The 23433-nt window shown below is 74.2% G+C and carries 17 protein-coding genes; 7 read left to right on the forward strand and 10 right to left on the reverse strand.

The features are described from left to right. Nucleotides 1-37: 37 nt before the first annotated feature. The 4 genes from O7614_RS10095 to O7614_RS10110 are packed head-to-tail and all read right to left on the reverse strand — an operon-like array spanning nucleotide 38 to nucleotide 7617. On the reverse strand, nucleotides 38-2797 hold the full coding sequence (locus O7614_RS10095; RefSeq protein WP_278138198.1) for an FtsX-like permease family protein: 2760 nt from the start codon (nucleotides 2795-2797) through the stop codon (nucleotides 38-40). Further along, nucleotides 2794-5958 carry a permease gene (locus O7614_RS10100; protein ID WP_278138199.1) on the reverse strand — a complete coding sequence of 1055 codons (3165 nt, stop codon included), beginning with the start codon at nucleotides 5956-5958 and terminating at the stop codon, nucleotides 2794-2796. The genes O7614_RS10095 and O7614_RS10100 overlap by 4 nt, the downstream gene beginning before the upstream one ends. A gap of 7 nt (nucleotides 5959-5965) precedes the next feature. Beyond that, a complete protein-coding gene (locus O7614_RS10105; protein WP_278138200.1) occupies nucleotides 5966-6688 on the reverse strand; it encodes an ABC transporter ATP-binding protein in 723 nt (240 codons plus the stop codon). After that, the gene (locus O7614_RS10110; RefSeq protein ID WP_278138201.1) at nucleotides 6685-7617 is read right to left on the reverse strand and encodes an ABC transporter ATP-binding protein; all 933 of its coding nucleotides are present in this window, start codon (nucleotides 7615-7617) and stop codon (nucleotides 6685-6687) included. The genes O7614_RS10105 and O7614_RS10110 overlap by 4 nt, the downstream gene beginning before the upstream one ends. 293 nt (nucleotides 7618-7910) lie before the next feature. Between O7614_RS10110 and O7614_RS10115 the strand changes: the two genes are divergently transcribed. Next, nucleotides 7911-8903, forward strand: coding sequence for an NAD-dependent epimerase/dehydratase family protein (locus tag O7614_RS10115; RefSeq protein ID WP_278138202.1), 993 nt, complete (start codon nucleotides 7911-7913; stop codon nucleotides 8901-8903). 16 nt (nucleotides 8904-8919) lie between these two features. On the opposite strand, the gene O7614_RS10120 is transcribed toward O7614_RS10115, so the two are convergent. Beyond that, a complete protein-coding gene (locus O7614_RS10120) occupies nucleotides 8920-9894 on the reverse strand; it encodes a nitroreductase (RefSeq protein WP_278138203.1) in 975 nt (324 codons plus the stop codon). 194 nt (nucleotides 9895-10088) lie between these two features. On the opposite strand from O7614_RS10120, the gene O7614_RS10125 reads away from it, so the two are divergent. Next, a complete protein-coding gene (locus O7614_RS10125; RefSeq protein WP_278138204.1) occupies nucleotides 10089-10727 on the forward strand; it encodes a response regulator transcription factor in 639 nt (212 codons plus the stop codon). Nucleotides 10728-10742: 15 nt separating this feature from the next. Here O7614_RS10125 and O7614_RS10130 read toward each other — a convergent pair whose 3' ends face one another. Continuing rightward, complete coding sequence (locus O7614_RS10130; protein ID WP_278142208.1) at nucleotides 10743-12371, reverse strand: GAF domain-containing sensor histidine kinase; 1629 nt, start codon at nucleotides 12369-12371, stop codon at nucleotides 10743-10745. A gap of 142 nt (nucleotides 12372-12513) precedes the next feature. Beyond that, the gene (locus O7614_RS10135) at nucleotides 12514-13524 is read right to left on the reverse strand and encodes a nitroreductase (RefSeq protein WP_278138205.1); all 1011 of its coding nucleotides are present in this window, start codon (nucleotides 13522-13524) and stop codon (nucleotides 12514-12516) included. Between the two features lie 261 nt (nucleotides 13525-13785). Between O7614_RS10135 and O7614_RS10140 the strand changes: the two genes are divergently transcribed. Beyond that, nucleotides 13786-16131 carry a heavy metal translocating P-type ATPase gene (locus O7614_RS10140; protein WP_347404343.1) on the forward strand — a complete coding sequence of 782 codons (2346 nt, stop codon included), beginning with the start codon at nucleotides 13786-13788 and terminating at the stop codon, nucleotides 16129-16131. A gap of 29 nt (nucleotides 16132-16160) precedes the next feature. On the opposite strand, the gene O7614_RS10150 is transcribed toward O7614_RS10140, so the two are convergent. From O7614_RS10150 to O7614_RS10160, 3 genes are all read right to left on the reverse strand, one after another. Next, nucleotides 16161-17006 carry a universal stress protein gene (locus O7614_RS10150; protein WP_278138206.1) on the reverse strand — a complete coding sequence of 282 codons (846 nt, stop codon included), beginning with the start codon at nucleotides 17004-17006 and terminating at the stop codon, nucleotides 16161-16163. Between the two features lie 11 nt (nucleotides 17007-17017). Further along, nucleotides 17018-19411 carry a phosphoketolase family protein gene (locus tag O7614_RS10155; protein WP_278138207.1) on the reverse strand — a complete coding sequence of 798 codons (2394 nt, stop codon included), beginning with the start codon at nucleotides 19409-19411 and terminating at the stop codon, nucleotides 17018-17020. Between the two features lie 64 nt (nucleotides 19412-19475). After that, the gene (locus O7614_RS10160) at nucleotides 19476-20336 is read right to left on the reverse strand and encodes a universal stress protein (protein WP_278138208.1); all 861 of its coding nucleotides are present in this window, start codon (nucleotides 20334-20336) and stop codon (nucleotides 19476-19478) included. 153 nt (nucleotides 20337-20489) lie between these two features. On the opposite strand from O7614_RS10160, the gene O7614_RS10165 reads away from it, so the two are divergent. The 4 genes from O7614_RS10165 to O7614_RS10180 all read left to right on the forward strand — a co-directional run bounded on the left by O7614_RS10165 (nucleotide 20490) and on the right by O7614_RS10180 (nucleotide 23397). Continuing rightward, nucleotides 20490-20726 (forward strand): HTH domain-containing protein, encoded by a 237-nt coding sequence (locus O7614_RS10165; protein WP_007457155.1) that lies wholly within the window; start codon nucleotides 20490-20492, stop codon nucleotides 20724-20726. Next, nucleotides 20726-21304: a Clp protease N-terminal domain-containing protein gene (locus O7614_RS10170; protein ID WP_278142210.1), complete on the forward strand. Its 579-nt coding sequence runs from the start codon at nucleotides 20726-20728 to the stop codon at nucleotides 21302-21304. The genes O7614_RS10165 and O7614_RS10170 overlap by 1 nt, the downstream gene beginning before the upstream one ends. A 94-nt stretch (nucleotides 21305-21398) precedes the next feature. Next, nucleotides 21399-22403 (forward strand): diacylglycerol kinase family protein, encoded by a 1005-nt coding sequence (locus O7614_RS10175; RefSeq protein WP_278138209.1) that lies wholly within the window; start codon nucleotides 21399-21401, stop codon nucleotides 22401-22403. Continuing rightward, entirely contained in the window at nucleotides 22396-23397 is a 1002-nt protein-coding gene (locus O7614_RS10180; RefSeq protein WP_278138210.1) for a YihY/virulence factor BrkB family protein, read from the forward strand. The genes O7614_RS10175 and O7614_RS10180 overlap by 8 nt, the downstream gene beginning before the upstream one ends. The last annotated feature ends 36 nt before the right edge of the window (nucleotides 23398-23433 follow it).

Consider the following 23433-nt stretch of genomic DNA (forward strand, 5'->3'; position numbering starts at 1 on the left):
CCGGCGAGCTGCGGCACCGCCGGCTCGCGGGTACCGCTCACTCGCCGGCGCGGAGTACCTCGCTCAGCCGGTCGCGTCGCCGCAGCGCCGACTCGACCGGTACGACAGTGACGGCCGCCGCCAGCAGGGCCACGCTCACCAGGCCGAGCAACCACCACGGCAGGACCGCCGCCGGGTCGGCGCCCTGGCCGGTGAGCAGTCGCACGTCGAGCGGGCCGAGCGTCAGGCGTGCGAGCAGGGCCCCGAGGAGCGGGCCGCACACCGCGGCGACCACGACCGGGGGTAGCACCTCTGCGGCGGCGACCCAACGGGCGTCGCGTGGCCGCAGGCCGAGGGTCCGCAGTCGGGTCAGGGTCTGCCACCGCTGCGACGCACCCGCGGCGGCGGCGAGCGCGAGGCCGAGCAGTCCCAGCGCCAGCAGCACCGCGGCGGCCGTCCACGCCAGCCCCAGCAGCCCTGCGGTCAGCGGAGCCGCTCGCTGCGCCCGCAGGACGTCCGCGCGCAGCACGACGTCGGCGGTGACGCCGCTGTTCGACACGGCCCGCGCCGCGCCGGGGCCGGTCACCCAGACCGTATCCGGGACGGCGGGCAGTCCGGCGGCGGCGAGGGCAGCGGCGTCCACGATGACGACGTCGCCGGCGCCGCCGACGGAGGGAGCGGTACCGACCGCAGCGAGATGGATCGCCGGAGCGCCGTCCCGGGGTAGTTGCAACTGCGTGCCGGTCCGCAGCTCGCCGTCGCTCGATCGGACCAGCGCGGGGACGATCCCGGGGCCAGGGCCGGGTGCCCTGAGCCGGGCCAGCGCTGGCGCGTCGGGCAGCGGGGTGGTGGCCAGCAGACGTTGGAACGCGGCGGTGTCCACGATGACCAGTCGTGGGGTGAGCGGCGTCGATTCGGTGAAGACGCGCGCCGAGTCGGTCACCTGCGCGACGACGACCTGTCCTACCCCTGGTGCGGCGGCGATGCGCTCGGCGAGTGCGGGCGTGGCGGTCTCGGCATCGGTGCCGATGTCGAGTCGGGCGTCGGCGCCGACGGTGCTCCACGAGCCGTCGGCCATCCCCCGGGTGATGGTGGTGCCGAGGATGAGCGCGAACGACGTGAGCGCCGTGGTGCTGACCAGAACCAGCAGCGGCAGCGCGCGCCCGGCCGTTGTGGCCGCCTGGGCGGCACCGAACACGGCCAACGGGCGGCGCGAGCGCAGGGCCTGTCGGAGCGCGAAGCGCGCCCCGACGGGCACCAGCCGGAGCAGGGCGAGCGCGCCGACGAGCGCGCCGAGAGAGAGGGCGCTGATCGGCAGGATCAGGTCGCCGGTCGGCTCACCGGTGTCGCCGGCGGGGGCCACGGGCAGGAGCCCGCGCTGGTGCAGTGTGATGAAGGCGGCGACCGCGGCGATCAGGACGGCGGCCTCCACGGCGGCGCGGCGCAGCTGGCCGGTGGCCCGGATCCAACGCCGAGCGGCCGGGTTGGCGGGTTGGCGCCGGTCGCGGCTGGCGCGGGCGGCGGCGAGGGTGCCGAATGCCGGCCCGGCGACGGCACCGGCCAGGACCACGGGAACGGCCCAGGTCCAGGAGACGCCCGGAGCGGCAGCGCGGGCGAGCGTGAGCCCGACGGCGGCGGCCGACAGGGACACCACCGTGGACTCGATGATCAGTTCCGCACCGAGGTCGGGTAGCGCCGCGCCGCGCTGCCGGGCGGCGCTCAGCGCCGGGGTACGGCGGCGGACCAGCAGGTCGGCGGCGAGTAGCAGGACCAGTGCCGTGGCGGTCAGCACCCCGGCGAGCAGGACGGCGGCCTGTGCGGAGGAGACGCTGATCTGGGTACGGGCGTCGCGCAGAGCGGTGTCGAGCTGCGATTCCCACCTCAGGGACTGGTCGCGGTCGTTCGATGAGCCGGAGGTCGCCTTGAGCGTGACCACCTGGCTGGCGAGCGGCGCGGTGGCGTCCCAGGTGAGCGCGTCGGGAAAGGGTGCGAAGTGGACGGTACGCCGCAGTTGGTCCTCGTTCACGGCGAGCCGGGCGTCCGGTAACGACGCGCGCGACAGCAGGCCGCCGAACCGGGTGATGCCCACGCCGTCGGCGCCGGGCACGGGGCTCAGCAGCGCCGGGGCGAGCCGCCAGGCGGGGTCGGCGCTGTCCGTGGGTCGGTAGACCCCGCTGATCCTTACGTCCGTCGCGCGGCCCTGGCCGTCCTTGGTCGGGATCCGATCGCCGGGGCCGAGGCCGAGTGCCGTGGCGTCCGCCTCGGAGAGGCCGACCTGCACTGGCCAGGGCGGTCCGTCGTAGGGGGTCTCGACGTACTCGTCGGAGGCGGTGGGGCCGGGCGCGCTGCCGGCGGTCCAGGTCACCTCGGGTCCGCCGAGGTCGTCGGACAGGTAGGTGAACTGGAAGGTACGCGGGACGCTGCCGTCGGTGATGCTGAGGATCGGGCCGTTGACAGCAGCGACGGGCGGGAGCAGCGCGGCGTCCAGGTCGGGTCCGAGCGCATAGGTCGCCCGGGCGCGGAAGTCGTCGACGTCGTCGGCGAGGCGGGGCATCCGGACCCGGCCGCCGGTCGGGCCGTTGTCGCGTTCCCAGTCGGCGTGTACGAGGACGTTCGCGTCGCGGCCGGCGCGGCGGACCGTGTCCTGGACGGCGTCGTCGGCGGCAGCGCGGAACAGCGCCGGCACGGCCCCGGCGAGCAGCGCGACGGCCGCGACGACGGCGGCGGTGAGCAGCAGCGGTCCGGCATCGGCGCGGCCACGGCCGCGGATGCTGGGCCAGTGCAGCACCGGCCACCGGCGGGTCAGCCACCGGTTCACGGCGCCACCCGCAGGTGCGCGGCGTCGGCCCGGCGGACCTGGACGGTGACCACGACGGCGACCGCCAGCATGCATCCGGTCAGCAGTACGGCGAGCAGTGCGGCCTCGGCTGGCCACGGCCAGTGCGGCTGGGCGGCCGGGACAGGCGCGGCACCGGTGTCGGAGCGTACGAGCAGCGGAGCGACGATCCGGGTGGCGAGCGCGCCGACGGCCGCGCCCGCCGTGAGCAGGGGCAGCAGAACGCCGACGTGCTGGCCGAGCAGCACGGCTCGGATGCCGCGCCGGGACATCCCCAGGCCCCGTAGCCGCGCCACCTCGACAGCGCGGACCTGTAGGTCGCAGCTGACGTGCAGGACGACGCCGGCGAGCAGCAGCAGGGCCGCGGCCGGGACGATGAGCCGGAGCGCGGCCGGCAGCCCGGCGCCCAGCGGGCCGCCGGTGAGGCGGGCGGTCTCCGCCTCGCGGGTCGTGACGGTGCCCAGGTGCAGGGCGGTGGCCCGCTCCGCGGCGTCGGGACCGGCTGGGTGGCCGACCCACCAGGCGTCGACCGGGAACGTCAGGTCACCGGTGACGACGCGTGCGCGGGACAGCGTGTCCAGGTCGGCCAGGACGGCGCCGGCGCCGGGGGCGGACGGTACGGTCGGCACGACCTCGGTGACGACGACCGGGACGGGCGTGGTGCCGACCGTGACGCTGAGTTGGCTGCCCCGGTGGGCACCGACCTCGCTGGCGAAGCGGGCGGACACGGCGACGGGCACCGGGCCGGGGTCGGCAAAGGCGGTGGCGACGAGGGTCCGGGCGGCGTCCTCGGCACCGCCGAGGTCGACGGTCGCCGCCATCCGCAGCGCGGTTCCCGTCGACGTGGCGGTCACCATGACGGTCGGGTCCCGCAACGTGCTCGGGACCGGCGGCGCGGACGTGGCGGTCCAATCCGATCCGTCAGTGGGCCTCTCCGCCGACCCGGCGGACGGCACGCTGAGCGTGACGGCTACGGCGACGGATCCGCCGACCGCGTCGGCGGTGACCGGCAGGGCGACCGCGACGAGGCGCAGCCCGTCGGCCGTCGCGCAGCCGGGCAGCCGAAACTCCCGGCCGTCGAGCGGTACGGCGGGACCGGTGCAGGACGTGCGTAGGCCGGTGGCGTCCTGCAGTAGCAGGCGGGGCGTCACGGCGAGCGAGGTGCCGCCGGCGGCGGTCCCACTCAGGACGAGCGGGGCGCCGGTCGGAACGGCGAGGCCGGTGACCGGCGTGCGCGGGGCCAGCGTGGCACCCACGTCCGCCCAGCCGCGGTCGCTGTCCAGCCGCCCGCGCAGCAGGGCGTCTGCGCGGGTGGTGTCGACGGCGACCAGGCGCGGCGCGTCGCCGGCGGTGCCGAGCCACTGACCGACGGCCGTACCACGGTCGAGGGCCGGACTCACCGCCCCCGCGGTGGCCGCGCTGACGACCGCGCCGTCTCCGGCCACCGGCGCCGTGCTGAGGGCGAGTGTCAGGTCGGTGCCGACGGAGAGCGCGGCCTGGTCGCGCTGCGACTGGTGCCACGTGGTGTCGAGGGCGAGGCCGAAGGTTCCGGCCGCGCAGGCAAGCCCGACGAGCAGCCCGGCGGCGACCGCCTGGGGCCGGCGGGCGGCCTCGGAGACCGCCAGCGGAAGCGCCAGCCCACGAGCGCGGTACGCCAGCCGGTCGGCGCCGCGCAGGGCGGGCAGTACCACCCGCAGCGCCAGGGCGGCGCCTGCGGTGAGCAGCAGCGCCGGCGCGAGCACCCGGACCGCGTCGGCGCGGGGGTTGGCGGCGGTGGGCTGTGCGTACAGCTGCCACCATCCGACGGCGGCGAAGAGCGCGAGCATCAGGTCGGCGCCGGATCGGGCCAGCAGTTCGCGGCGGGTGCGCCGGTCGCCGGCTGCCGGGACGGGCCGGATCGCCAGGACGGTGAGGACGACGGCGAGCACCAGCGCGCCGCCGGCAACCGCGAGGACCTGGGCACCGACGAGGGCCGGCCGGACGGTCAGGCCGGCGTCGTCCAGCGGCGGCAGGTGAGTCAGGCCGGCGTGCAGCGCCGACGAGGCCGGTATTCCGAGCGCGGCGGCGACGGCGGCGACGAGCCCGGCCTCGAGTGTCGCGGTGGCGGCGAGTTGGCGACGGCTGGTGCCCACGGCGGACCGCAGGGCGGTCTCGTCGGCGCGGATGCCCGCCGTCAGCCTGCCGGCGAGGACGAGTGCCGCCGCGGTCAGGACGCCGCCGAGGACGGCGATGGCGAGGACGACGGCGGCGGTGACGTGCCGTTGGTCGTCGGAGGCCCGCAGGGTCAGCGGAAGGTCGGAGGCGACACGGGCGAGCGTGACACGGTCGCCGAGGGTGCCGGCCAGCCGGCGGTCGGCATCGCGGACGCCCTCGGCCACGGCCTCCAGGTCGCGGCGGTTGGCGTGGGACAGGTCCGGATGGGCGGTGATCTCCATCCGGTCGACGGTGGCTCCGGTGCTGACCAGGTCGGCGAGGTCCACGAGGAACGGGCCGTAGGCGTTGACCGGCTGCATGAAGCGGCCGTCCCGGTAGCCGATGGCGGAGCCGGCCGCGTTCAGCGGGTCGCGCTCCCAGCCGCGCCCCGCCAGCGGGCGTACCACACCGACGACTGTCACGTCGACGGCCGGGACGGGCGGGTGGGCCAGCTCGGCGCCGAGGCGCACCCGGCTACCGGGGGTGAGGCCGAGCAGTTGGGCGGTGGACTCCAGCAGCACCGCGTCGCCGGGGTGCTGCGGCCAGCGCCCGGTGACCAGCTCGGCTCGGGCCGGCAGATCGTCCAGGCCCGACAGGTACGCCTGGGCCCCGACGGTGGTGCCCTTGCCGAGCGTGGGTGGCAGCGCCCGCAGCACCGTCGACGCCCGCGCGGTCGTCGTCACCGGGAACGGCGTGAGCGCGGAGGCCACCCCGGTGCGGGTGTCGGCGACGACCGACGGCGCGTCCGGGCCCTCGACGGTGCCGGTGTAGACGGTCACGTCGACGGCGGCGGGCTCGGCGCGGGCCATGGCGATCTCCAGCGCCCGCTCGGCGGTGCGGGTGACCAGCAGGGTGCAGGTGCCCAGCAGGGTCGCGCCGATCGTGACGACCCCGAGGAGGGCGGCGAGCAACGGCCACTGCGCGCGGGCGCGCCGGCTGACCAGCCTCATCGTCGCGTCACCCGACGTCCGGCGCGGGCGCGTACGGCTGCCCGGCCGCCTGTTCGTCGAGGTGCCCGTCGTGGATGCGGATGACCCGGTCGGCCAACGCCATCATCACCGCGTCGTGCGTCGACACCAGGACGGTGACACCTTCGGACTCCACGATCCCGCGCAGCAGGGCCATCACCGACAGGCCCGTCTCGGCGTCCAGTTGCCCGGTGGGTTCGTCGGCGAGCAGGAGGCGGGGCGAGGCGGCCAGTGCGCGGGCGATCGCCACCCGCTGCTGCTGGCCACCGGACAGCTCGGCCGGCCGCTGCCGGGCGTGGTCGGCCAGACCGACCAGTTCCAGCAGCAACTCGACCCGCCGCTCGCGATCGGCCGGGGCGACGCGGGCCAGCCGCAGCGGGGCGGCGACGTTCTCCGCGGCCGACAGCACCGGGATCAACCCGAAGCTCTGGAAGACGTAGGACACCTTTTCGCGGCGCAGCAGGGACAGCCCATCGTCGTCGAGCACTGTGACGTCGGTGCCGTTGACGTGCACGGTGCCGGCGTCCGGGCGGTCCAGGCCGCCGATGACGTTGAGCAGGGTGGTCTTGCCCGAGCCGGACCGGCCGACGAGCGCCACCATGGAACCGGCGGCCACGTCGAACGACACTCCGCGCAGGGCGTGTACGACGGTCGGCCCGGTGCGGAAGCGCCGGTGTACGCCGCGCACGCTGAGTAGCGGCTCGCTCCTCATTCGTCGCTTCCCGGATCGGGGCGGATCGTGATGTGGTCGGGTTCCAGGGCGAGCCGGACCCGTCGGGTCAGCGCCAGTGCCTGGCGGAACTCGCGGGGCACCTGGACCCGCCCGGCCCGGTCCATCACGGCGTACTCCTCGGCGATCAGGTGGGTGTCGCCCGCCGCGTCGGTGGTGGTGCGGCGCAGCACCTCGCTGCTGGTGCGCCCGTCCCGGATCGCGACGGTCCGTTCGACCTGGCTGCTGACCCCGGGGTCGTGGGTGACCACGACAACGGTGACGCCGTACCGCCGGTTGACGTCCCGCAGCACGCCGAAGACCTCCGCCGACGTGGCGGCGTCCAGCTCACCGGTCGGCTCGTCGGCGAGCAGGACCCGCGGCTGGTTGGCCAGCGCCACCGCGATCGCGACCCGCATCTGCTGCCCGCCGGAGAGTTGGCCGGGGCGGCGATCGGCGCAGTCGGCGACACCGAGGCTGTCCAGCAGTTCGGCCGCGCGCTCCCGGCGCTCCTGCTTCGCGGTGCGGGCCGCCGTCATCGGCAGGTCCACCATCTCCCGTGCGGTCAGGTAAGGGATCAGGTTGCTCGCCGTCTGCTGCCGTACGAACCCGACGGTGTGCCGCCGGTAGTCCACCCGGTCCGCGCGGGACATCGCGAGCAGATTCCACCGGTCGACCCGGACCCGTCCGGCGGTGGGGGCGTCGACGCCGGCCAGGATGGACAGCAGCGTCGACTTGCCCGACCCGGAGGCACCGACGACGGCGACCAGCTCACCGCTCTGCACGGCCAGGTCCAGCCCTTGCAGCGCCTGCACCTCGATCGAACCGGTCTGGTAGATCCGCACCAGGTTCTCGCAGACGATGAGCGCGTCCCGGCCGAACTCGGGTGCCCGCGCGGATGGCTGCGGCAGGGACAGCGGTGTGCTGGACATTCCCTTCTCCGTCCGGGTCGTGCCGACGTCGAGCCGGCCTCGGGTAGCGGTCGGGCCCACCGACCGGCCACGTGGTGTCACCTGGACGGCACGCATGGTTGCCAAATGCGTCAAGAGCCTTGATTGCCCGTGCTGACGCAGATTGAAGCAGTTTCGCAATCGGCGGCTCCGTTGACCATGCCCCTGGGCGGCTTTCCTGCATCCTGGACGAGGCCTGCGGTTCTGCCACGGGCAGATCCGCTACCGGTGAAACGGGGTGCCGTCGGCCGGCCCGCGCCGGCAGGGTGGCGTGCATGAGGCTGCTGGTGCTGGGCGGTACGGGATTCGTGGGCGGCGCGATGGTCACCGAGGGCGTACGCCGTGGTTGGTCGGTGACGGTGTTCAACCGAGGGCTGCACGGCGTGGTGCCGCGAGGCGTACACCGGTTGCGGGGTGACCGGACCGCGCCGGACGGCCTGGCGGCGCTGACCGGCGGTGGGTGGGACCTGGTGGTGGACACCTGGGACGGCGCACCGCGCGCAGCCCGCGACGCCGCCCGCGTTCTGGCCGACGTGGTCGGCCACTACGGGTACGTGTCCAGCGGGTCGGTCTACACCGACCACTCCACCGTCGGGTTGCATGAGGACTCCCCGGTGGTGGACGCCGACGCGGACTCGGTCGACGGCGACTATCCGCAGCTCAAGGCCGGTGCCGAACGTGCCGTACGGGAAGTGTTCGGCGACCGGGCGCTGGTCGCCCGGGCCGGTCTGATCCTGGGCCCGGGGGAGGACATCGGCCGGTTGCCCTGGTGGCTGCGGCGCATCGAGCGCGGCGGTGACGTGCTCGCGCCCGGGCCGGCCGACCTGCCGGTGCAGTACGTCGACGTCCGCGATCTGGCGGGATGGATGCTGGACGCCGGTGCCCGACGGTTGGGCGGCACGTTCAACGCCATCGGTCGTCCCGCGCAGACCACGATGGGTGAGCTTCTCGACGCGTGTGTGGCTGCCACCGGTGCGGATGCCCGGCTACGCTGGACCGATCCGACGCGGATCCTCGCCGCCGGTGTGCAGCCGTGGAGCGACCTACCGATCTGGCTGCCGATCGGTCACCCGAACCGGGGGTTGCTGGAACAGGACGTGACCCGCGTCCACGCCGCCGGGTTGACCTGCCGGCCAGTGACCGAGACCGTCGCCGACACCTGGCGGTGGCTGCGCGAGGTCGGTGCGGTGCCGCCGCGCGCCGGGCGACCGCAGCGCAGCTCGATCGGACTGGACCCGACCCGGGAGGCCGGGCTGCTCGCCGCGTGACCGCCTCCGCCGTCGCTCAGGCCGACACGGCCGGCAGGTCGAGCACCTCGTCGACAGCGCGGCGGGGGGTCGGTCGGCCCGGCTGGCCGTAGCCGATCCGCAGCACCATCTGCGGCGTGCCGAACCGCCCCAGCGACAGCCGCAGCTGCTCCCGTGCTGTCGGCACCTCGATCGGTTGGGAGAGCATCGACACACCGAGCCCGGCGTCGGTGGCGACGAGCAGCAACCGTTGCAGGGCCTGGCCGGCGATCACCTGGTCGACGGCCGTGTTGCCGACCGAGCCGAGCACCCCGACGAGGGGTTCCGGCTCGAAGTCGCGCCCCGGGGCACGGTCGCGCCCACCGAAGCCGCGCGTCGGCAGGACGTCCTGCGACTCGCCCTGCGGCCCCCCGGCCGAGGCGGGCACGCCATCCGGCGCCGGCTCCCGGCGCAACCACCGCTCGCTCTCCGCCCGGTACGCCGGGTCCCGCTCCAGCACCCGGTGCGCGCTGCGGGCGATCTCGCCGATCGCGGAGACCGCGCTCACCCCGATCAGCAACTCCAACCAGCACTGCTCGGCACGAGCCGCCTCGCCCAGGCGCCACCGGACGTCGGCCGGCACCCGGTCCGGCCAGAACGGCAGCCGGTTGCTGAAACGGCGGGGGATGGCCGCGTACAGGCTCTGCTCGGCGAGGGAGGGGCGACGTGGGGTGTCCGGCACCAGCCGGGCCAGCAGGTCCGGCTCGGCCGGGTCGGGCCGCAGCCGTACCCGCGCCGGAGTTCCGGTCACGGCCAGGGCCATCCGCAGGTTGAACAGCGCCGCGCCGCAGGCGATCCGGACACCCCAGCCGCTGGGGTCGGTCGCCGGCAGCCGACGGGTCGGGTCGGCCAGCACCTCGATGCCGCCGTCGCGCAGCCGCAGCCGCCACGGCTGGGTGTTGTGCAACGACGGTGCCCGGACCGCGTCCACGGCGACGGCCCGTAGCTGGGCCTCGGTGTAGCCGATGTCCATGGCGTTGCTCCTCCCGGCGGGCCGACGGCTGACGGGGCCGTGGCTGGCGTACCTCCACGCTGCACCGCCGGGTCGGCCGTAGAGCAGGGCCGGACGTCCCGACCGGTGGGGACCGAGCGCCCTCGAACGTCGGCCCGACCCGGTCGGGACTTTCGGCCCGTGCGGTGCGCGGGGTACGGGGGTAGAAACGAAGGATGATCCGCGTCTTCCTCCTCGACGACCACGAGGTCGTCCGCCGTGGCCTGGCCGACCTACTGCAGAGCGGCGGCGACATCGAGGTGGTCGGCGAGTCCGGCTCCGCGCGGGAGGCGGCGCGCCTCATCCCGGCGTTACGGCCCGACGTGGCGATCCTGGACGCGCGGCTGCCCGACGGCAACGGCATCGACGTGTGCCGGGACGTCCGCGCCGTCGACTCGTCCATCAGGGGCCTGATCCTCACCTCGTACGAGGACGACGAGGCGTTGTTCGCGGCGATCATGGCGGGCGCCGCCGGTTACGTACTCAAGCAGATCCGGGGCACCGACCTGGTGGACGCGGTGCGGCGGGTGGCGGCCGGGCAGTCGCTGCTGGACCCGGCGATCACCACCCGGGTGCTGGAGCGCATCCGCAACGGGGTCGAGCAGCCGCGCGAGCTGAAGTCGCTCACCGAGCAGGAGCGGCGGATCCTGGAGTACGTGGCGGAAGGGCTCACCAACCGGGAGATCGCGGCCCGGATGTTCCTGGCGGAGAAGACGGTGAAGAACTACGTCTCCAGCGTGCTGGCCAAACTGGGCCTGGAGCGTCGCACCCAGGCCGCCGTGCTGGCCACCCGGCTGCTCGGTAAGACTCCCTGACCCGGGTCGCGCCGGTCAGTCGCGCAGCGGCACGGACCAGCTCACCTCGGTGCCGTGCGGCTCGACCGGGCGGATCGTGAAGGTGCCGCCGAGGCGGTCGGCGCGTTCGCGCAGGTTGACCAGACCACCCCGGGCGGCGGCCGGGTCGCAGCCCACCCCGTCGTCGGTGACGGTCACGGCGACCTGGCCGGCGTCGACGCGTACGACGACGTCGACGCGGGTGCACTGCGCGTGGCGGACCACGTTCGACAGCGCCTCGCGCAGCACCGCGGTGAGGTCCGGGCGGATCGCGTCCGGCACGGCGCTGTCCACCGGCCCGGTCAGCTCCAGGTGCGGCTTGAAACCCAACGACTCGGCGGCCAGCTCGATCGCCTCGCGGATCTCGGTGCGCAGCTCCGAGGTCATCGGCGTCCGCAGCTCGAAGATGGTCCGGCGGATGTCCCGGATGGTGGCGTCCAGATCGTCGACGGCCGCGTTGATCCGCTTGGCCACCTCCGGGCGGCCCATCGGTGCGGCGCTCTGTAGTTGCAGGCCGGTGGCGAAGAGCCGTTGGATCACCACGTCGTGCAGGTCGCGGGCGATCCGCTCGCGGTCCTCCAGGACCACCAGCAGCTCCCGTTCCTCCTGGCCGCGCGCCCGTTCCATCGCCAGGGCGGCCTGCCCCGCGAAGCTGCCCAACAGCGCCAGATCCTCCTCGCTGGCACCACCGCCGCGCTCCGGCCGGTGTGCCACGATCAGCACGCCGTGCGGGGTCTCGGCGGTGGCCAGTGGTGAGATCATCGCCGGGCCGGTGTGCAGCAACGCCGGCCAGGGCGCGGCGTGCGCCAGATCGTCCACCTGATCGTGCCGGCCCTCGGCGACCGCCGCGCCGAAGCTGGTGTCGGCGGCGGGCAGGACGGTGCCGACGAGCGCACGGGCCTGCTCGTCGGCGCCGTCGACCACCTCCACGGAGAACTGGTCGGTGTCGCTGTCGTAGAGCAGCACCAGCGCCAGTTCGGCCTCGGCGACCTCCCGGGCTCGGCGGGCGACCAGCGCCAACGCGTCGGTACGGCGTACCTCGCCGAGCAGCACCGTGGTGATCTCGGCGGTGGCGGCGAGCCAGCGTTCCCGCCGGTGCGCCAGGGCGTAGAGGCGGGCGTTCTCGATGGCCACGCCGGCGGCGGCGGCGAGCGCGACGACGATCTCCTCGTCGTCCTCGGTGAACTGCGCACCGCCCTGCTTCTCCGCCAGGTAGAGGTTGCCGAAGACCTGGTCGCGGATCCGGACCGGCACGCCCAGGAAGCTGTGCATGGGCGGGTGGTTGGCCGGGAAGCCGTAGGAGCGGGGGTGCTGGGTGATGTCGGGCATCCGCAGCGGCCGGGGATCGTCGATGAGCAGACCGAGCACACCCCGCCCGTGTGGCAGGTCGCCGATCTGCTCGTGCTGCTCGGGGGTGATGCCGTAGACGATGAAGTCGTGCAGCAGCCGGTCCGGGCCGACCACGCCGAGCGCGCCGTACCGGGCGCCGACCAGCTCGCAGGCCGCCTGCACGATGCGTTGCAGGGTGGTACGCAGATCGAGGTTGGTGCCGATGCCGACCACCGCGTCGAGCAGCGCCCGTAGGCGCTCCCGGCTGGTGACCACCTCTCCGACCCGGACCAGCATCTCCTGCAGCAGCTCGTCGAGACGCACCCGGGACAGGGGGCTCAACCCGAGCGACGGACCCGCGGGCCCTTCCTGACGGGGCTGCGGTGCGCTACTGGTCACCGGGGGATGGTAACGCCGGTGACCCCGTCGCCCGAGCCCGTCAGCGGACGGCGGAGGTGTCGACCACCTGCGCGGTGGTCAACCGCGGCGTGTGCGGCGGGCCGGAATGTGCCGGATCCGCGATGCCCAACCGCAACACCAGGTACGGGAAGCCGATCCCGGAGAGCAGCTGACGCAGGGTCTGCCGGGTGCCCGGCACCTCCACCACCGCGCTGAGCGGCACCACCGACACGCCGAGCCGAGTGGCGGTCAACCAACCGGCGGAGAGCGCCTCGCCGGCGCGCAACCAGCTGTCCCGTTCGTCCTCGTCGCCGTGCAGCATCGCGTACACCGCCGCCTGGTCGTGGCCGGGACCCACCGGCAGGCTGCCGGGCCGACCGAAGTCGCGGCCCGGCACTGTGGTCTGCGCGGGCTGCTCCGGCAGCACCTCCGCCGGCAGGCCGGTGCCCGAGCCAGCGCGGCTCGTCCAGTACGCCAGCTCGGTGCGCAGCTCCGGGTCGTCGGACTCGACCGTGTCGGCGTGCCCGGCGGTGGCGGCCAGCTCCAGCACCTGGTCGCGGTCGAGGATCTGCAACCGGCACCCCTCGCCGGTCACGGCGCGGGTGATCTGCTCGATAGCGGCGGCCGGGACCGGCTCGTCGCTGACCGGCCGCCGGTCGGTGTGCCGTACCTGCATGCACTGGACCATGTGCATGGCGTCCGGGTCGGCCGTGGTGTGGCTGAGGTCGGTCAGCCGGGCCAGCAGCTCGCTGTCGTCCGGGTCGGGCAGCCGTTCCACCACGGCGCTCCACCCCTGCGCGGCCAGCGCCAGCCGGGCGTGGTGCAGGGCGGTGCCACAGCTGATCGCGAGCAGCCGGCCCTCCGGGTCGGAGGCGGCGAGCTGCCGGTCGGCGACGGAACGCAGTTCGAGCGCATCGGGTAGCACCCGCCAGCGCCACGGCTGGGTGTTGTGCACCGAGGGGGCGTGGCCGGCGGTGGCGGCGGCCTCCGCCAGCGCGGTGGTCAGTTGGCTCTCCTGACTCATGGTCACGACCTTTCCGTCTCTGCTCATCGTGCCTCACGATGCGGTGCCGCGCGGTGGGTTGCCGTTCCATCCTGGGGGTATCGGGTGTGGTGACGCAGGGGCCATAGGTCCCGGTCGCGCCGGGTCGTCCCGCCCTCCGGGCCGGCCCACGGCGGCAGCCTGACTCACCCGCCCCAGCCCGCCCGGCCACCAGCGCACCGGTCCGCCAGCCCGCACCCGGCCGTCGGACGGCGGGCGAATCGCGCGGTGTGGGGGCGGTGCGATCCTGTGGCCTGCGACGATGCGCGAATGGCAGCGGAGTCGACCGAGTGCGTCGACCAGCAGCCGGCGCGCGGCCGCGTCCGGCGGTGGTGGGCGTGGACGCCGCTCGTCGGGCTCGGCGTCGCGGTACTCGCCGGTGCCGCGCTGCGGGTCGCCGGGCAGCGGGGCGCGGCCGGGGCGATCTGGGCGGCCGTCACGGTGGCCGCGCTGCTTCCCGCCGCCTGGTCGATGCTGCGGGCGCTGTGGCACCGGCACTTCGGCGTGGACGTGATCGCTGTCCTGGCCCTGGCCGGCGCGCTCGCGGTCGGGGAGTACCTGGCCGGGGCGGTCATCGCGGTGATGGTGGCGACCGGACGCTCGCTGGAGGCGTACGCGCAGCGCCGCGCCACCCGGGACCTGCGGGCGCTGCTGGCCCGGGCACCGCGTACCGCCCGCCGGCGTGGACCGGACGGCGCGATCGAGGTGGTGCCGCTGGATCGGGTGGCGGCGGCGGACCGGCTGCTGGTCGGGCCCGGTGACGTGGTGCCGGTCGACGGGACCGTCGACGAGGCGGCCACCCTGGACGAGTCGGTGGTGACCGGCGAGTCGCAGCTGGTCCAGCGGGCGGCCGGGGAGACGGTGGTCAGCGGCGTGGTGAACGCAGGGGCCGCGTTCGGGATGCGGGCGACGAAGAACGCGGCGCAGAGCACGTACGCCGGGATCGTCCGACTGGCCGAGGAGGCGACCGCGCACAAGGCCCCGATGGTCCGGTTGGCCGACCGGTACGCCGCCGCGTTCGTGCCGTTCACGCTGGTCCTGGCCGGGCTGGCATGGCTGCTCTCCGGTGACGTGGTCCGGGCCGTGGCGGTGCTGGTGGTGGCCACCCCGTGCCCGCTGCTGCTGGCCACCCCGATCGCCATCGTCTCCGGTCTGTCCCGGGTGGCCCGGCGCGGGGTGCTGGTCCGCGACGGCGGCTCGCTGGAACTGCTCGGCCGGGCCCGCACCCTGCTGATGGACAAGACCGGCACGCTCACCGCCGGCCATCCACGTGCCGCCGAGACGGTCGTCGCCCCCGGCGGCGACCGGGACGAGGTGCTGCGGCTCGCGGCGTCGGTCGAACAGCTCTCCCCGCACGTGCTGGCCGCCGCGCTGGTCCGGCAGGCCCGGGAGCGTGGACTGGCGCTGACCGAGCCCACCGACGTCACCGAGGAACCGGGCCGGGGGGTCAGCGGCCGGGTCGACGGCCGGTTGGTCCGCGTCGGTCAGTTCGCCGGCGAACTGCCGCAGTGGGCGGACCGGGCGCGGGCCCGCACCGAGCTGGCCGGCTGGTCGGCGGTGTGGGTCAGCGACGACGACGGCCCGCTCGGCGCGATCCTGCTGGAGGACCCGGTACGCCCCGACGCCCGCCGAACCGTGCGCCGGCTGCGCGCGGCCGGGCTGCGGCGGATCGTGCTGGTCACCGGGGACCGGCCGAGCACCGCCGCGCAGGTGGCCGCGGCCGTCGGAGTGGATGACACGCTCGCCCGCTGCACTCCGCAGGAGAAGGCGGCCCGGGTCCGGCAGGAGGCCGACCGGGCGGTCACCGTGATGGTCGGCGACGGGGTGAACGACGCACCGGCGTTGGCCGAGGCGCAGGTGGGTGTGGCGATGGGCGCGACCGGGGCGACCGCCTCGGCGGACGTGGCCGACGCGGTGCTCACCGTGGACCGGCTGGACCGGCTCGCCGACGCGGTGGAGATCGCCCGGTACGCCCGCCGGATCGCCGTGCAGAGCGCCGCTGTCGGGATGGGGCTGGCCGTGCTGGCGATGCTCGCGGCGGCGGCCGGCCGGCTGCCCCCGGTGGTCGGCGCGTTCCTCCAGGAGGGCATCGACGTGCTGGTCATCCTCAACGCGTTGCGGGCCCTGCGGGGTGGACTGCGCCGCCGCGACGTCGCACCGCGTACCCGGGAACTGCTCGCCCGCGCCGCCGGGGAACACCGGGCGGTACGCGCCGTGCTGGCCGGGCTGCGCGACACCGCGGACCTGGTCGCCACCGACCCGGCGTCGCCGAGGTGCCTGCCGGCGGTACGCGAGACGCACCGCCGTCTCACCGAGCAGGTGCTGCCGCACGAGGCCGCCGAGGATCGGCAGCTCTACCCCGCGCTGGCCGAGCCGCTGGGCAGCGGTGCGGCCACCTCGACGATGAGCCGGGCGCACGTGGAGATCCGCCGTCAGATCGACCTGCTCGGTGTCCAGCTCGGGCAGACCGGCGACGGGCGGCTGCGCCCGGACCAGGTCCCCGACCTGCTCGCCACCCTCTACGGGTTGGACGCCGTGCTCCGCCTGCACCTGGCGCAGGAAGAGGAGGAGTTCTTCACCCTCGACCCGACCGACCCGGCGTCCGAGCGGAGCTGACCTCGGGCCGCACTCGACCCGGGTGCGCCTCAGCGTTCCCGGACCACCGCGACCGGGCAACGGCTGTGCTGGATCAGCTGCTGGCTCACCGAGCCGAGCAGCATGCCGGCCAGGCCGCCCCGCCCCCGGCTGCCGACCACCACCAGCCGCGCGTCGCGGCTCGCCTCGATCAGCATCGACGCCGGGCTGCCCCCGACCAGGTCGACGGTGATGTCCAGCTCGGGAAACGTCCGCCGCCAGGGCTCCAGCGCCGCCTCGACGGACGCCCGCTCGTCGGGCACCCCGGCGGCCCCACCGGGACCGGGTGTCCAGGCGTGCAGCACCCGCAGGGGCACCTGTCGTTGCGCGGCCCGTTCGGCCGCGAAACCGAGCGCCACCAGCGACGGGTCCGAGCCGTCCACGCCGACCGCCACCGGGCCGTCCGGCCCGCCGACCGTCGCGTCCCGGACCACCACGACCGGGCAGTGCGCGTGCGCCGCCACCGACACCGCCGTCGACCCGGCCAGCAGACCACCGAAGCCACCGTGCCCCCGGCTGCCGAGCACCAGCAGGCCCGCCTCGGCCGAGCGTTCCTGCAACACCAGGGCCGGCGGCCCGTCGTACACCTCGCCGGTGACGGTCAGGCCGGGGTTCGCGGCGGCGGCGTCGGCCGCTGCGGTGCGGACCAGGTCGTCGACCTGCCGGCGGGCGGTGTCGTCCGGCCAGACTCCGGGCGCCACGCCCGGACCGACCCAGCCGGCGACTGTCAACCACTCGAAGACGTACGCCAGCCGCACCGGTTGGCCGCTGTGCCGAGCTTCCTCCAACGCCCAGTCCAGGGCCACCGACGCGTCGGTGGAGCCGTCGTAGCCGACCAGGATCTCCGCGTCGCGCACGTCGTCCTCCTTCAGGGGTTGACCGGGTCGGTTTCGCGGACCCACCGCCACTCGGCGACCTGGGGGTCGTCCTCGCCGTACTGGCGGGTGTAGTCGCGGGCCGACTGCCGGGCGTCGACCATCTGCTGGCGCACGTGCGCGGCGCGGGCGGCCAGGCCGGGCACCCGGTCGATGACGTCGATGACCAGGTGGAAGCGGTCCAGGTCGTTGAGCATCACCATGTCGAACGGGGTGGTCGTGGTGCCCTCCTCCTTGTAGCCGCGCACGTGCAGGTTCTCGTGGTTGGTGCGGCGGTAGGTGAGCCGGTGGATCAGCCACGGGTAACCGTGGTACGCGAAGATGACCGGTCGATCCTCGGTGAAGATGGTGTCGAACTCCTTGTCGGTCAGGCCGTGCGGGTGCTCGGTGTCCGGCTGGAGTCGCATCAGGTCGACCACGTTGACCAGGCGCACCTTCAGCGTCGGGAGGTGCCGGCGCAGCAGCTCGACGGCTGCCAACGTCTCCAGGGTGGGCACGTCGCCGCAGCAGGCGAGCACCACGTCCGGCTCGCTGCCGCCGTCGTTGCTGGCCCACTCCCAGATGCCGAGGCCGCGTCGGGTGTGCTGGATCGCCTCGGTCATCGTCAACCAGTTCGGCGCGGGCTGCTTACCGGCGACCACCACGTTGATGTAGTGCCGGCTGCGCAGGCAGTGGTCCATCGTGGCGAGCAGGGTGTTGGCGTCCGGCGGCAGGTAGACGCGTACGACCTCGGCCTTCTTGTTGACCACGTGGTCGATGAAACCCGGGTCCTGGTGGGAGAAGCCGTTGTGGTCCTGACGCCACACGTGGCTGGACAGCAGGTAGTTCAGCGAGGCGAGCGGCTGCCGCCAGGGGATGGCCCGGGTCACCTTCAGCCACTTGGCGTGCTGGTTGAGCATCGAGTCGACGATGTGGATGAACGCCTCGTAGCTGGTGAACACGCCGTGCCGGCCGGTCAGCAGGTAGCCCTCCAGCCAGCCCTGGCACAGGTGCTCGGAGAGGACCTCCATGACCCGGCCGTCGGGGGAGAGGTGGTCGTCGCCGGGGACCGTCGCGGCCATCCACACCCGGTCGGTGGCCTCGAACGCGGCGCCCAGCCGGTTGGAGGCGACCTCGTCCGGGCCGAACAGCCGGAACGTCTGCGGGTTGGCGCTGATGACGTCTCGGATCCACGGGCCGAGCACACCGGTAGCGCCGGCCATCGGCTGGCCCGGCTCGGGGACCTCCACGGCGTAGTCGCGGAAGTCCGGCAGGGTCAGGTCGCGCAGCACCACACCGCCGTTGGTGACCGGGTTGGCGCTCATCCGCCGATCCCCGCGTGGCGGCAGCGTCCGCAACTCGTCGACCGGCGCTCCGGTCGCGTCGAACAGTTCCTCCGGCCGGTAGCTGCGCAGCCACCGCTCCAGCTCCGCCAGGTGGGCAGGGTTGTCGCGGACGCCCGACAGCGGCACCTGGTGGGCGTGGAAGGTGCCCTCCACCTGGGCGCCGTCGACCTCACGGGGGCCGGTCCAGCCCTTCGGCGTCCGCAAGATGATCATCGGCCAACGGGGGCGTTCGACAACGCCCCCGGAGCGGGCTCGCCGCTGGATCTCGGCGATCTCGTCCAGCGCGCGATCCATCGTCGCGGCGAGAACGCGGTGCACCTGGGCGGGGTCGTCACCGGCCACCACGTACGGCTCGTAGCCCGAGCCGCGCATCAGGTCGAGCAGGTCGGCCTCGGGGATCCGGGACAGCACGGTCGGGTTGGCGATCTTGTAGCCGTTGAGGTGCAGGATGGGCAGCACCGCGCCGTCGCGCGCCGGGTTGAGGAACACGTTGGAGAGCCAACTGCCGGCCAGCGGCCCGGTCTCCGCCTCACCGTCGCCGATCACGCAGGCCACCACCAGGTCCGGGTGGTCGAAGGCGGCGCCGTAGGCGTGGCTCAACGCGTACCCCAGTTCGCCGCCCTCGTGGATCGAACCCGGCACGTCCGCCGCCACGTGGCTCGGGATGCCGCCCGGGAAGGAGAACTGGCGGAAGAGCCGGGACATCCCGGCCTCGTCGCGCGCCACGTCGTGGTAGCGCTCCGACCAGGTGCCCTCCAACCAGGTGTTGGCCACGATGGCCGGGCCGCCGTGACCGGGGCCGGTGACCAGCATGGCGTTCAGGTCACGCGCCACGATCACCCGGTTGAGGTGGGCGTAGATCAGGTTGAGCCCGGGGCTGGTGCCCCAGTGCCCGAGCAGCCGCGGCTTGATGTCGTCGGCGGTCAACGGCTCGCGCAGTAGCGGGTTGTCGAGCAGGTAGATCTGCCCGACGGTCAGGTAGTTCGCCGCTCGCCAGTAGGCGTCGAGCCGGCGGAGCTCCTCGTCGGTCAGAACGCCGTGCGTGTCGAGAGCGGTATCCATGATGCTGCCTCTCGCGGGTAGGGGGCTTCCGGGCTTCAGCCTCGCTGCTGCGGATGCCCCGGGGTCAGGGCCGTTGGTCCTGGGTCGGGTGGGCGTCGGGCCCGGTCAGCGGTTCCTCGGCCAGGCCACGGACGACCACGACCGGGGCCGGAGAGTGGTAGAGCAGCGATTGGGCCACCGCCCCCAACATGGCTCGGCCCGGTTCGTCGCCACGGGCGGCGACGAGCGCCACCTGCGCCGATCGGGAGGCCTCGATCAGCACCTCGGCGGGATCACCTCGGACGACACGGCACTCGATGGGCACCGAGCTGTGGCGGCCGGCGTGCCGGTTCAGCGTCTCGCGGAGTTGCTCGGTGACCGCGTCGGTGTCTTCGTCGTACTCCACCGCCCGCAGGGCCAGCAGCCGGCTCTCCCTGCGGGCTGCGCACTGCAGGGCCCATTGCAGCGCGAGATGCGAGCTGGGTGAGCCGTCCACCCCGACCAGCACCGGGCCCTGCGGGGGCGGCTCGCGGCGTACCACGAGCAGGGGGCAGCCGGCCCGGGCGGCCAGCTGCACGGCGGGGGTGTCGGCGGGGACGCACTGACCGCTGCCGGCCATTCCGCTGTCGCCGACCGCCAGTAGGAAGGCCGTCTCCGACCGGCGGATCAGGGTGGGCAGCATGGCGCTCTCGACGATCTCGCTGCTGACGGTCAGCCCCGGCTCGGCCTGGTGGGCGAGTTGGGCCGCCGTGGTGATCAGCTTCTCGGCCTCGTCGCGGGGTGCGGCGACGGAGTTCGCGGCGAAGGCCGCCTGCCAGTCGAAGGTGTTCAGCAGATGCAGCGGCCGGTGGTGGCCGGCGGCCTCCTGCGCGGCCTGTTCGACGACCGGGAGGTCGAGGGTCGACCCGAGGCCGACCACCACCGCCGCGTCGGCGGGTACGGCCATCCGATATCACCTCCCGGGCGTCGCGCCCGGCACGACCACACTGTCCCTGACCGAGGGTAGTCGGGTGAGCACGGTGGCGGGCCGGATCGGCCGGCACCTCGGCCGCGTCAACTAGGGTTGACAATCGTTGTGATGTCAACGTATGTTGACGGCATGAGTCAGGCGACAGAACTCGCGGCGGCAGCCGGCAGCACCGACCCCCGGGTCGGGCTGCGCGCCGTCCGCGCGCTTCGCCGGCTGCTCGAGCGGCTCGAGGTGGTCCAGGTGGACAACGCCCGTCGACAGGGCTGGTCCTGGCAGGAGATCGCCGACGCGCTCGAGGTCAGCCGGCAGGCGGTGCACAAGAAGCACGCCGGGCGACCGGCGGTCAACTCATCGTGGGAGGCGTGATGTTCGAACGGTTCACCGACCGGGCGCGCGACGTGGTGCGGCGGGCGCTGGAGGAGGCACGGACCGAGGGCCGACGGCCGGTCGGCACCGAGCACCTGCTGCTCGCCCTGCTCGCCGACGACGTGGGCCTGGCCAGCCGGGTGCTCGCCGACGCCGGCGTGCGCGCCGACGACCTGCGCGAACGCGTGCGCCGGCACACCACCAGCGACGGCGCCGGCCTCGGCGACGCGGACGCAGCCGCCCTGCGGGAGATCGGCATCGACCTGGCCGCGATAGTGGCCCGCATCGAGCAGTCCTTCGGCCCGGACGCGCTACGCGAGGCCGTGCCGGCACCGCGCCGGCGCTGGGGGCGCAAGCGGTACCTCGGCGGCCCGTTCTCACCCCGGTCCAAGAAGGCGCTGGAGTTGTCCCTGCGGGAGGCGCTGCGTCTGCGTCACAAGCACATCGGCACCGAGCACATCCTGCTCGGCGTGCTCCGCGAGGGGCAGGGGCTGGGCGCGTTGGTGCTCACCGAGTCCGGGATCGACCTCGATGACCTACGCCGTCGGGTGGAGGCCGCGCTCCGGGCAGCCGCCTGACGGGTGTGCGCGCGTTGAAACCTGTCTGTGGCGCTTCCGACGGCGACGGGTCGTCGGGTCGCTGAAGCCGCCCGGTTGCTGCACACTGGCGCCCGTGGATGCTGGACAGGACAGGCGGCCCGCGGGCGGCGACGGCGGGCTGCGCTCCGCCGTGGTGGTCAACCCGGTGAAGGTCGACGATCTCGACGAGCTGCGCCGGACCGTCGACGACGCCCTGGCGGCCGCCGGCTGGCCGGCGCCGCAGTGGTACGAGACGACCCCCGACGACCCGGGCCGTGGCCAGACCGAACAGGCCGTCAAGGACGGCGTCGACCTGGTCTTCGCCTGCGGCGGCGACGGCACCGTGATGTCCTGCGTCAGCGGGCTGGTGGGCACGGACGTGGCCCTGGCCGTGCTGCCTCAGGGCACCGGCAACCTGCTCGCCGCCAACCTGGGCCTCTCCACCGACCTGGCCGCCGGGTTGCAGGTCGCCGTCGAGCGCGGCCGGCGACTGCTCGACGTCGGCGCCGTCGAGGACAAGTACTTCACCGTGATGGCGGGCATGGGCTTCGACGCGCAGATGCTCGAAGCCACCAACGAGACCACCAAGGCCCGCATCGGCTGGCCCGCGTACGTGATGGGTGCCGCCCGCCACCTCCGGGACCGGCCGATGCGGGTGCAGATCCGCATCGACGACCGCCCCCCGGTACGCCGCCGAGCACGCTCGGTGCTGATCGCCAACGTCGGCCGGCTCCAGGGCGGAGTAACCCTGCTCACCGAGGCCGAGCCGGACGACGGTTGGCTCGACGTCGCCGTGCTCACCCCGCACAGCCTGCGGCACTGGCTCGCGCTCGGCTGGGCGGTGATCCGTCGCCGCGGTGAGGTGCCGCGAATGGAGGTCTTCCGGGGCCGACGAGTGGTGATCACCAGCAACCGGGCCCAGCCGCGTGAGCTGGACGGTGACCTCATCCCCCCGGGCCGGCAGCTCCGGGCGGAGATCCGGCCGGAGGCGCTCTGGCTCTGCGTCCCCCAGCCGGAGGACGCCCCCGACCTGGCCGTCGACGCGCAGGGTGCCGGAGAGCGGGGCGAGCAGCTGATCGAGGAAGCGCGCCGTGAGTAGCACCCGCATCGTGCCGGAGACCCGGCTGATGGCCGACGAGGAGCTGTCCGCCGACGACGCCTGGCACACACTGCGCCGTCAGGGCGGCTGGCACCTGCTGCGCGACGCCTTCATCCGGTTCCGCTACGGCGACGGGTTCAGCCACGCCCGGGCCTTCGCACTGCAACTCTGTCTCGCCGTGGTGCCGTTCCTGATCGCCCTCACCGGGCTGATCAGCGAGCTGGGCGTCGAGGAGGGCGGCGAGGTGGTCGCCGACACCGTCCTGGCGCTCACCCCGGGCCAGAGTTCGCAGATGGTCGCCGAGCTACTCGGGGAAGGCGAGCGCGTCGAGGACGCCGGCGAGCTGGCGCTGACCCTCGGTCTGCTCACCGGGCTGTTCGCGCTGACCACCACGATGGCCCAGATCGAGCGGGGCGCCAACCGCATCTACGGCGTCGAACGGGACCGCCCGGCGCTGCGCAAGTACGTGCGTGCCGCCGTGCTGGCCGTCACCGCCGGCCTGCCCGCGCTCGCCGGCTTCCTCATCCTGGTCGGCGGCGGTGCGATGGGCGACTCGGTGCGCAGGCACTACGAGTGGGGTGGGCTCGCCCACGGCATCTGGGACGTCGTCCGTTTCCCGCTGAGCCTCGGGCTGACCGTCGCCGCCGTCGCCGTGCTGTTCCGGCACGCCCCGCGCCGCAACCAACCCGGCCTGTCCTGGCTGTTCTTCGGCGCCGGCATCGCCACCGCGCTGTGGTGGCTGGCCAGCCTGCTGCTCGCCGCGTACGTGCGATTCAGTGGCGGCTTCGGGCAGACCTACGGCGCGTTGACCGGCATGATGGCGCTGCTGCTCTGGGCCAACCTGACCGGCATGGCGCTCTTCGGTGGACTGGCGTTCGCCGCCCAACTGGAGGCGCTGCGCATCGGCGTGCAGGAGCCAGCCCAACCGGACCTGTGGGAGCCCGACACCGAGCGGGCCGAACTGCTCGACACCGGGGACATGACCGCCCTGTAGCAACGCCTCGCGTGTACGCGCGACGCAGATCGGGTA

This window comes from Micromonospora sp. WMMD961 (genome assembly GCF_029626145.1).
In the GTDB taxonomy this organism is placed as follows: domain Bacteria; phylum Actinomycetota; class Actinomycetes; order Mycobacteriales; family Micromonosporaceae; genus Micromonospora.

What these genes read in the sequence shown, in the direction of transcription:
- O7614_RS10100 (WP_278138199.1), bottom strand. Translation starts at nt 5,958, where the DNA reads ATGAGGCTGGTCAGCCGGCGCGCCCGCGCGCAGTGGCCGTTGCTCGCC.
- O7614_RS10105 (WP_278138200.1), bottom strand. Translation starts at nt 6,688, where the DNA reads ATGAGGAGCGAGCCGCTACTCAGCGTGCGCGGCGTACACCGGCGCTTC.
- O7614_RS10110 (WP_278138201.1), bottom strand. Translation starts at nt 7,617, where the DNA reads ATGTCCAGCACACCGCTGTCCCTGCCGCAGCCATCCGCGCGGGCACCC.
- O7614_RS10115 (WP_278138202.1), top strand. Translation starts at nt 7,911, where the DNA reads ATGAGGCTGCTGGTGCTGGGCGGTACGGGATTCGTGGGCGGCGCGATG.
- O7614_RS10120 (WP_278138203.1), bottom strand. Translation starts at nt 9,894, where the DNA reads ATGGACATCGGCTACACCGAGGCCCAGCTACGGGCCGTCGCCGTGGAC.
- O7614_RS10125 (WP_278138204.1), top strand. Translation starts at nt 10,089, where the DNA reads ATGATCCGCGTCTTCCTCCTCGACGACCACGAGGTCGTCCGCCGTGGC.
- O7614_RS10130 (WP_278142208.1), bottom strand. Translation starts at nt 12,371, where the DNA reads ATGCTGGTCCGGGTCGGAGAGGTGGTCACCAGCCGGGAGCGCCTACGG.
- O7614_RS10135 (WP_278138205.1), bottom strand. Translation starts at nt 13,524, where the DNA reads ATGAGCAGAGACGGAAAGGTCGTGACCATGAGTCAGGAGAGCCAACTG.
- O7614_RS10140 (WP_347404343.1), top strand. Translation starts at nt 13,786, where the DNA reads ATGGCAGCGGAGTCGACCGAGTGCGTCGACCAGCAGCCGGCGCGCGGC.
- O7614_RS10155 (WP_278138207.1), bottom strand. Translation starts at nt 19,411, where the DNA reads ATGGATACCGCTCTCGACACGCACGGCGTTCTGACCGACGAGGAGCTC.
- O7614_RS10160 (WP_278138208.1), bottom strand. Translation starts at nt 20,336, where the DNA reads ATGGCCGTACCCGCCGACGCGGCGGTGGTGGTCGGCCTCGGGTCGACC.
- O7614_RS10165 (WP_007457155.1), top strand. Translation starts at nt 20,490, where the DNA reads ATGAGTCAGGCGACAGAACTCGCGGCGGCAGCCGGCAGCACCGACCCC.
- O7614_RS10170 (WP_278142210.1), top strand. Translation starts at nt 20,726, where the DNA reads ATGTTCGAACGGTTCACCGACCGGGCGCGCGACGTGGTGCGGCGGGCG.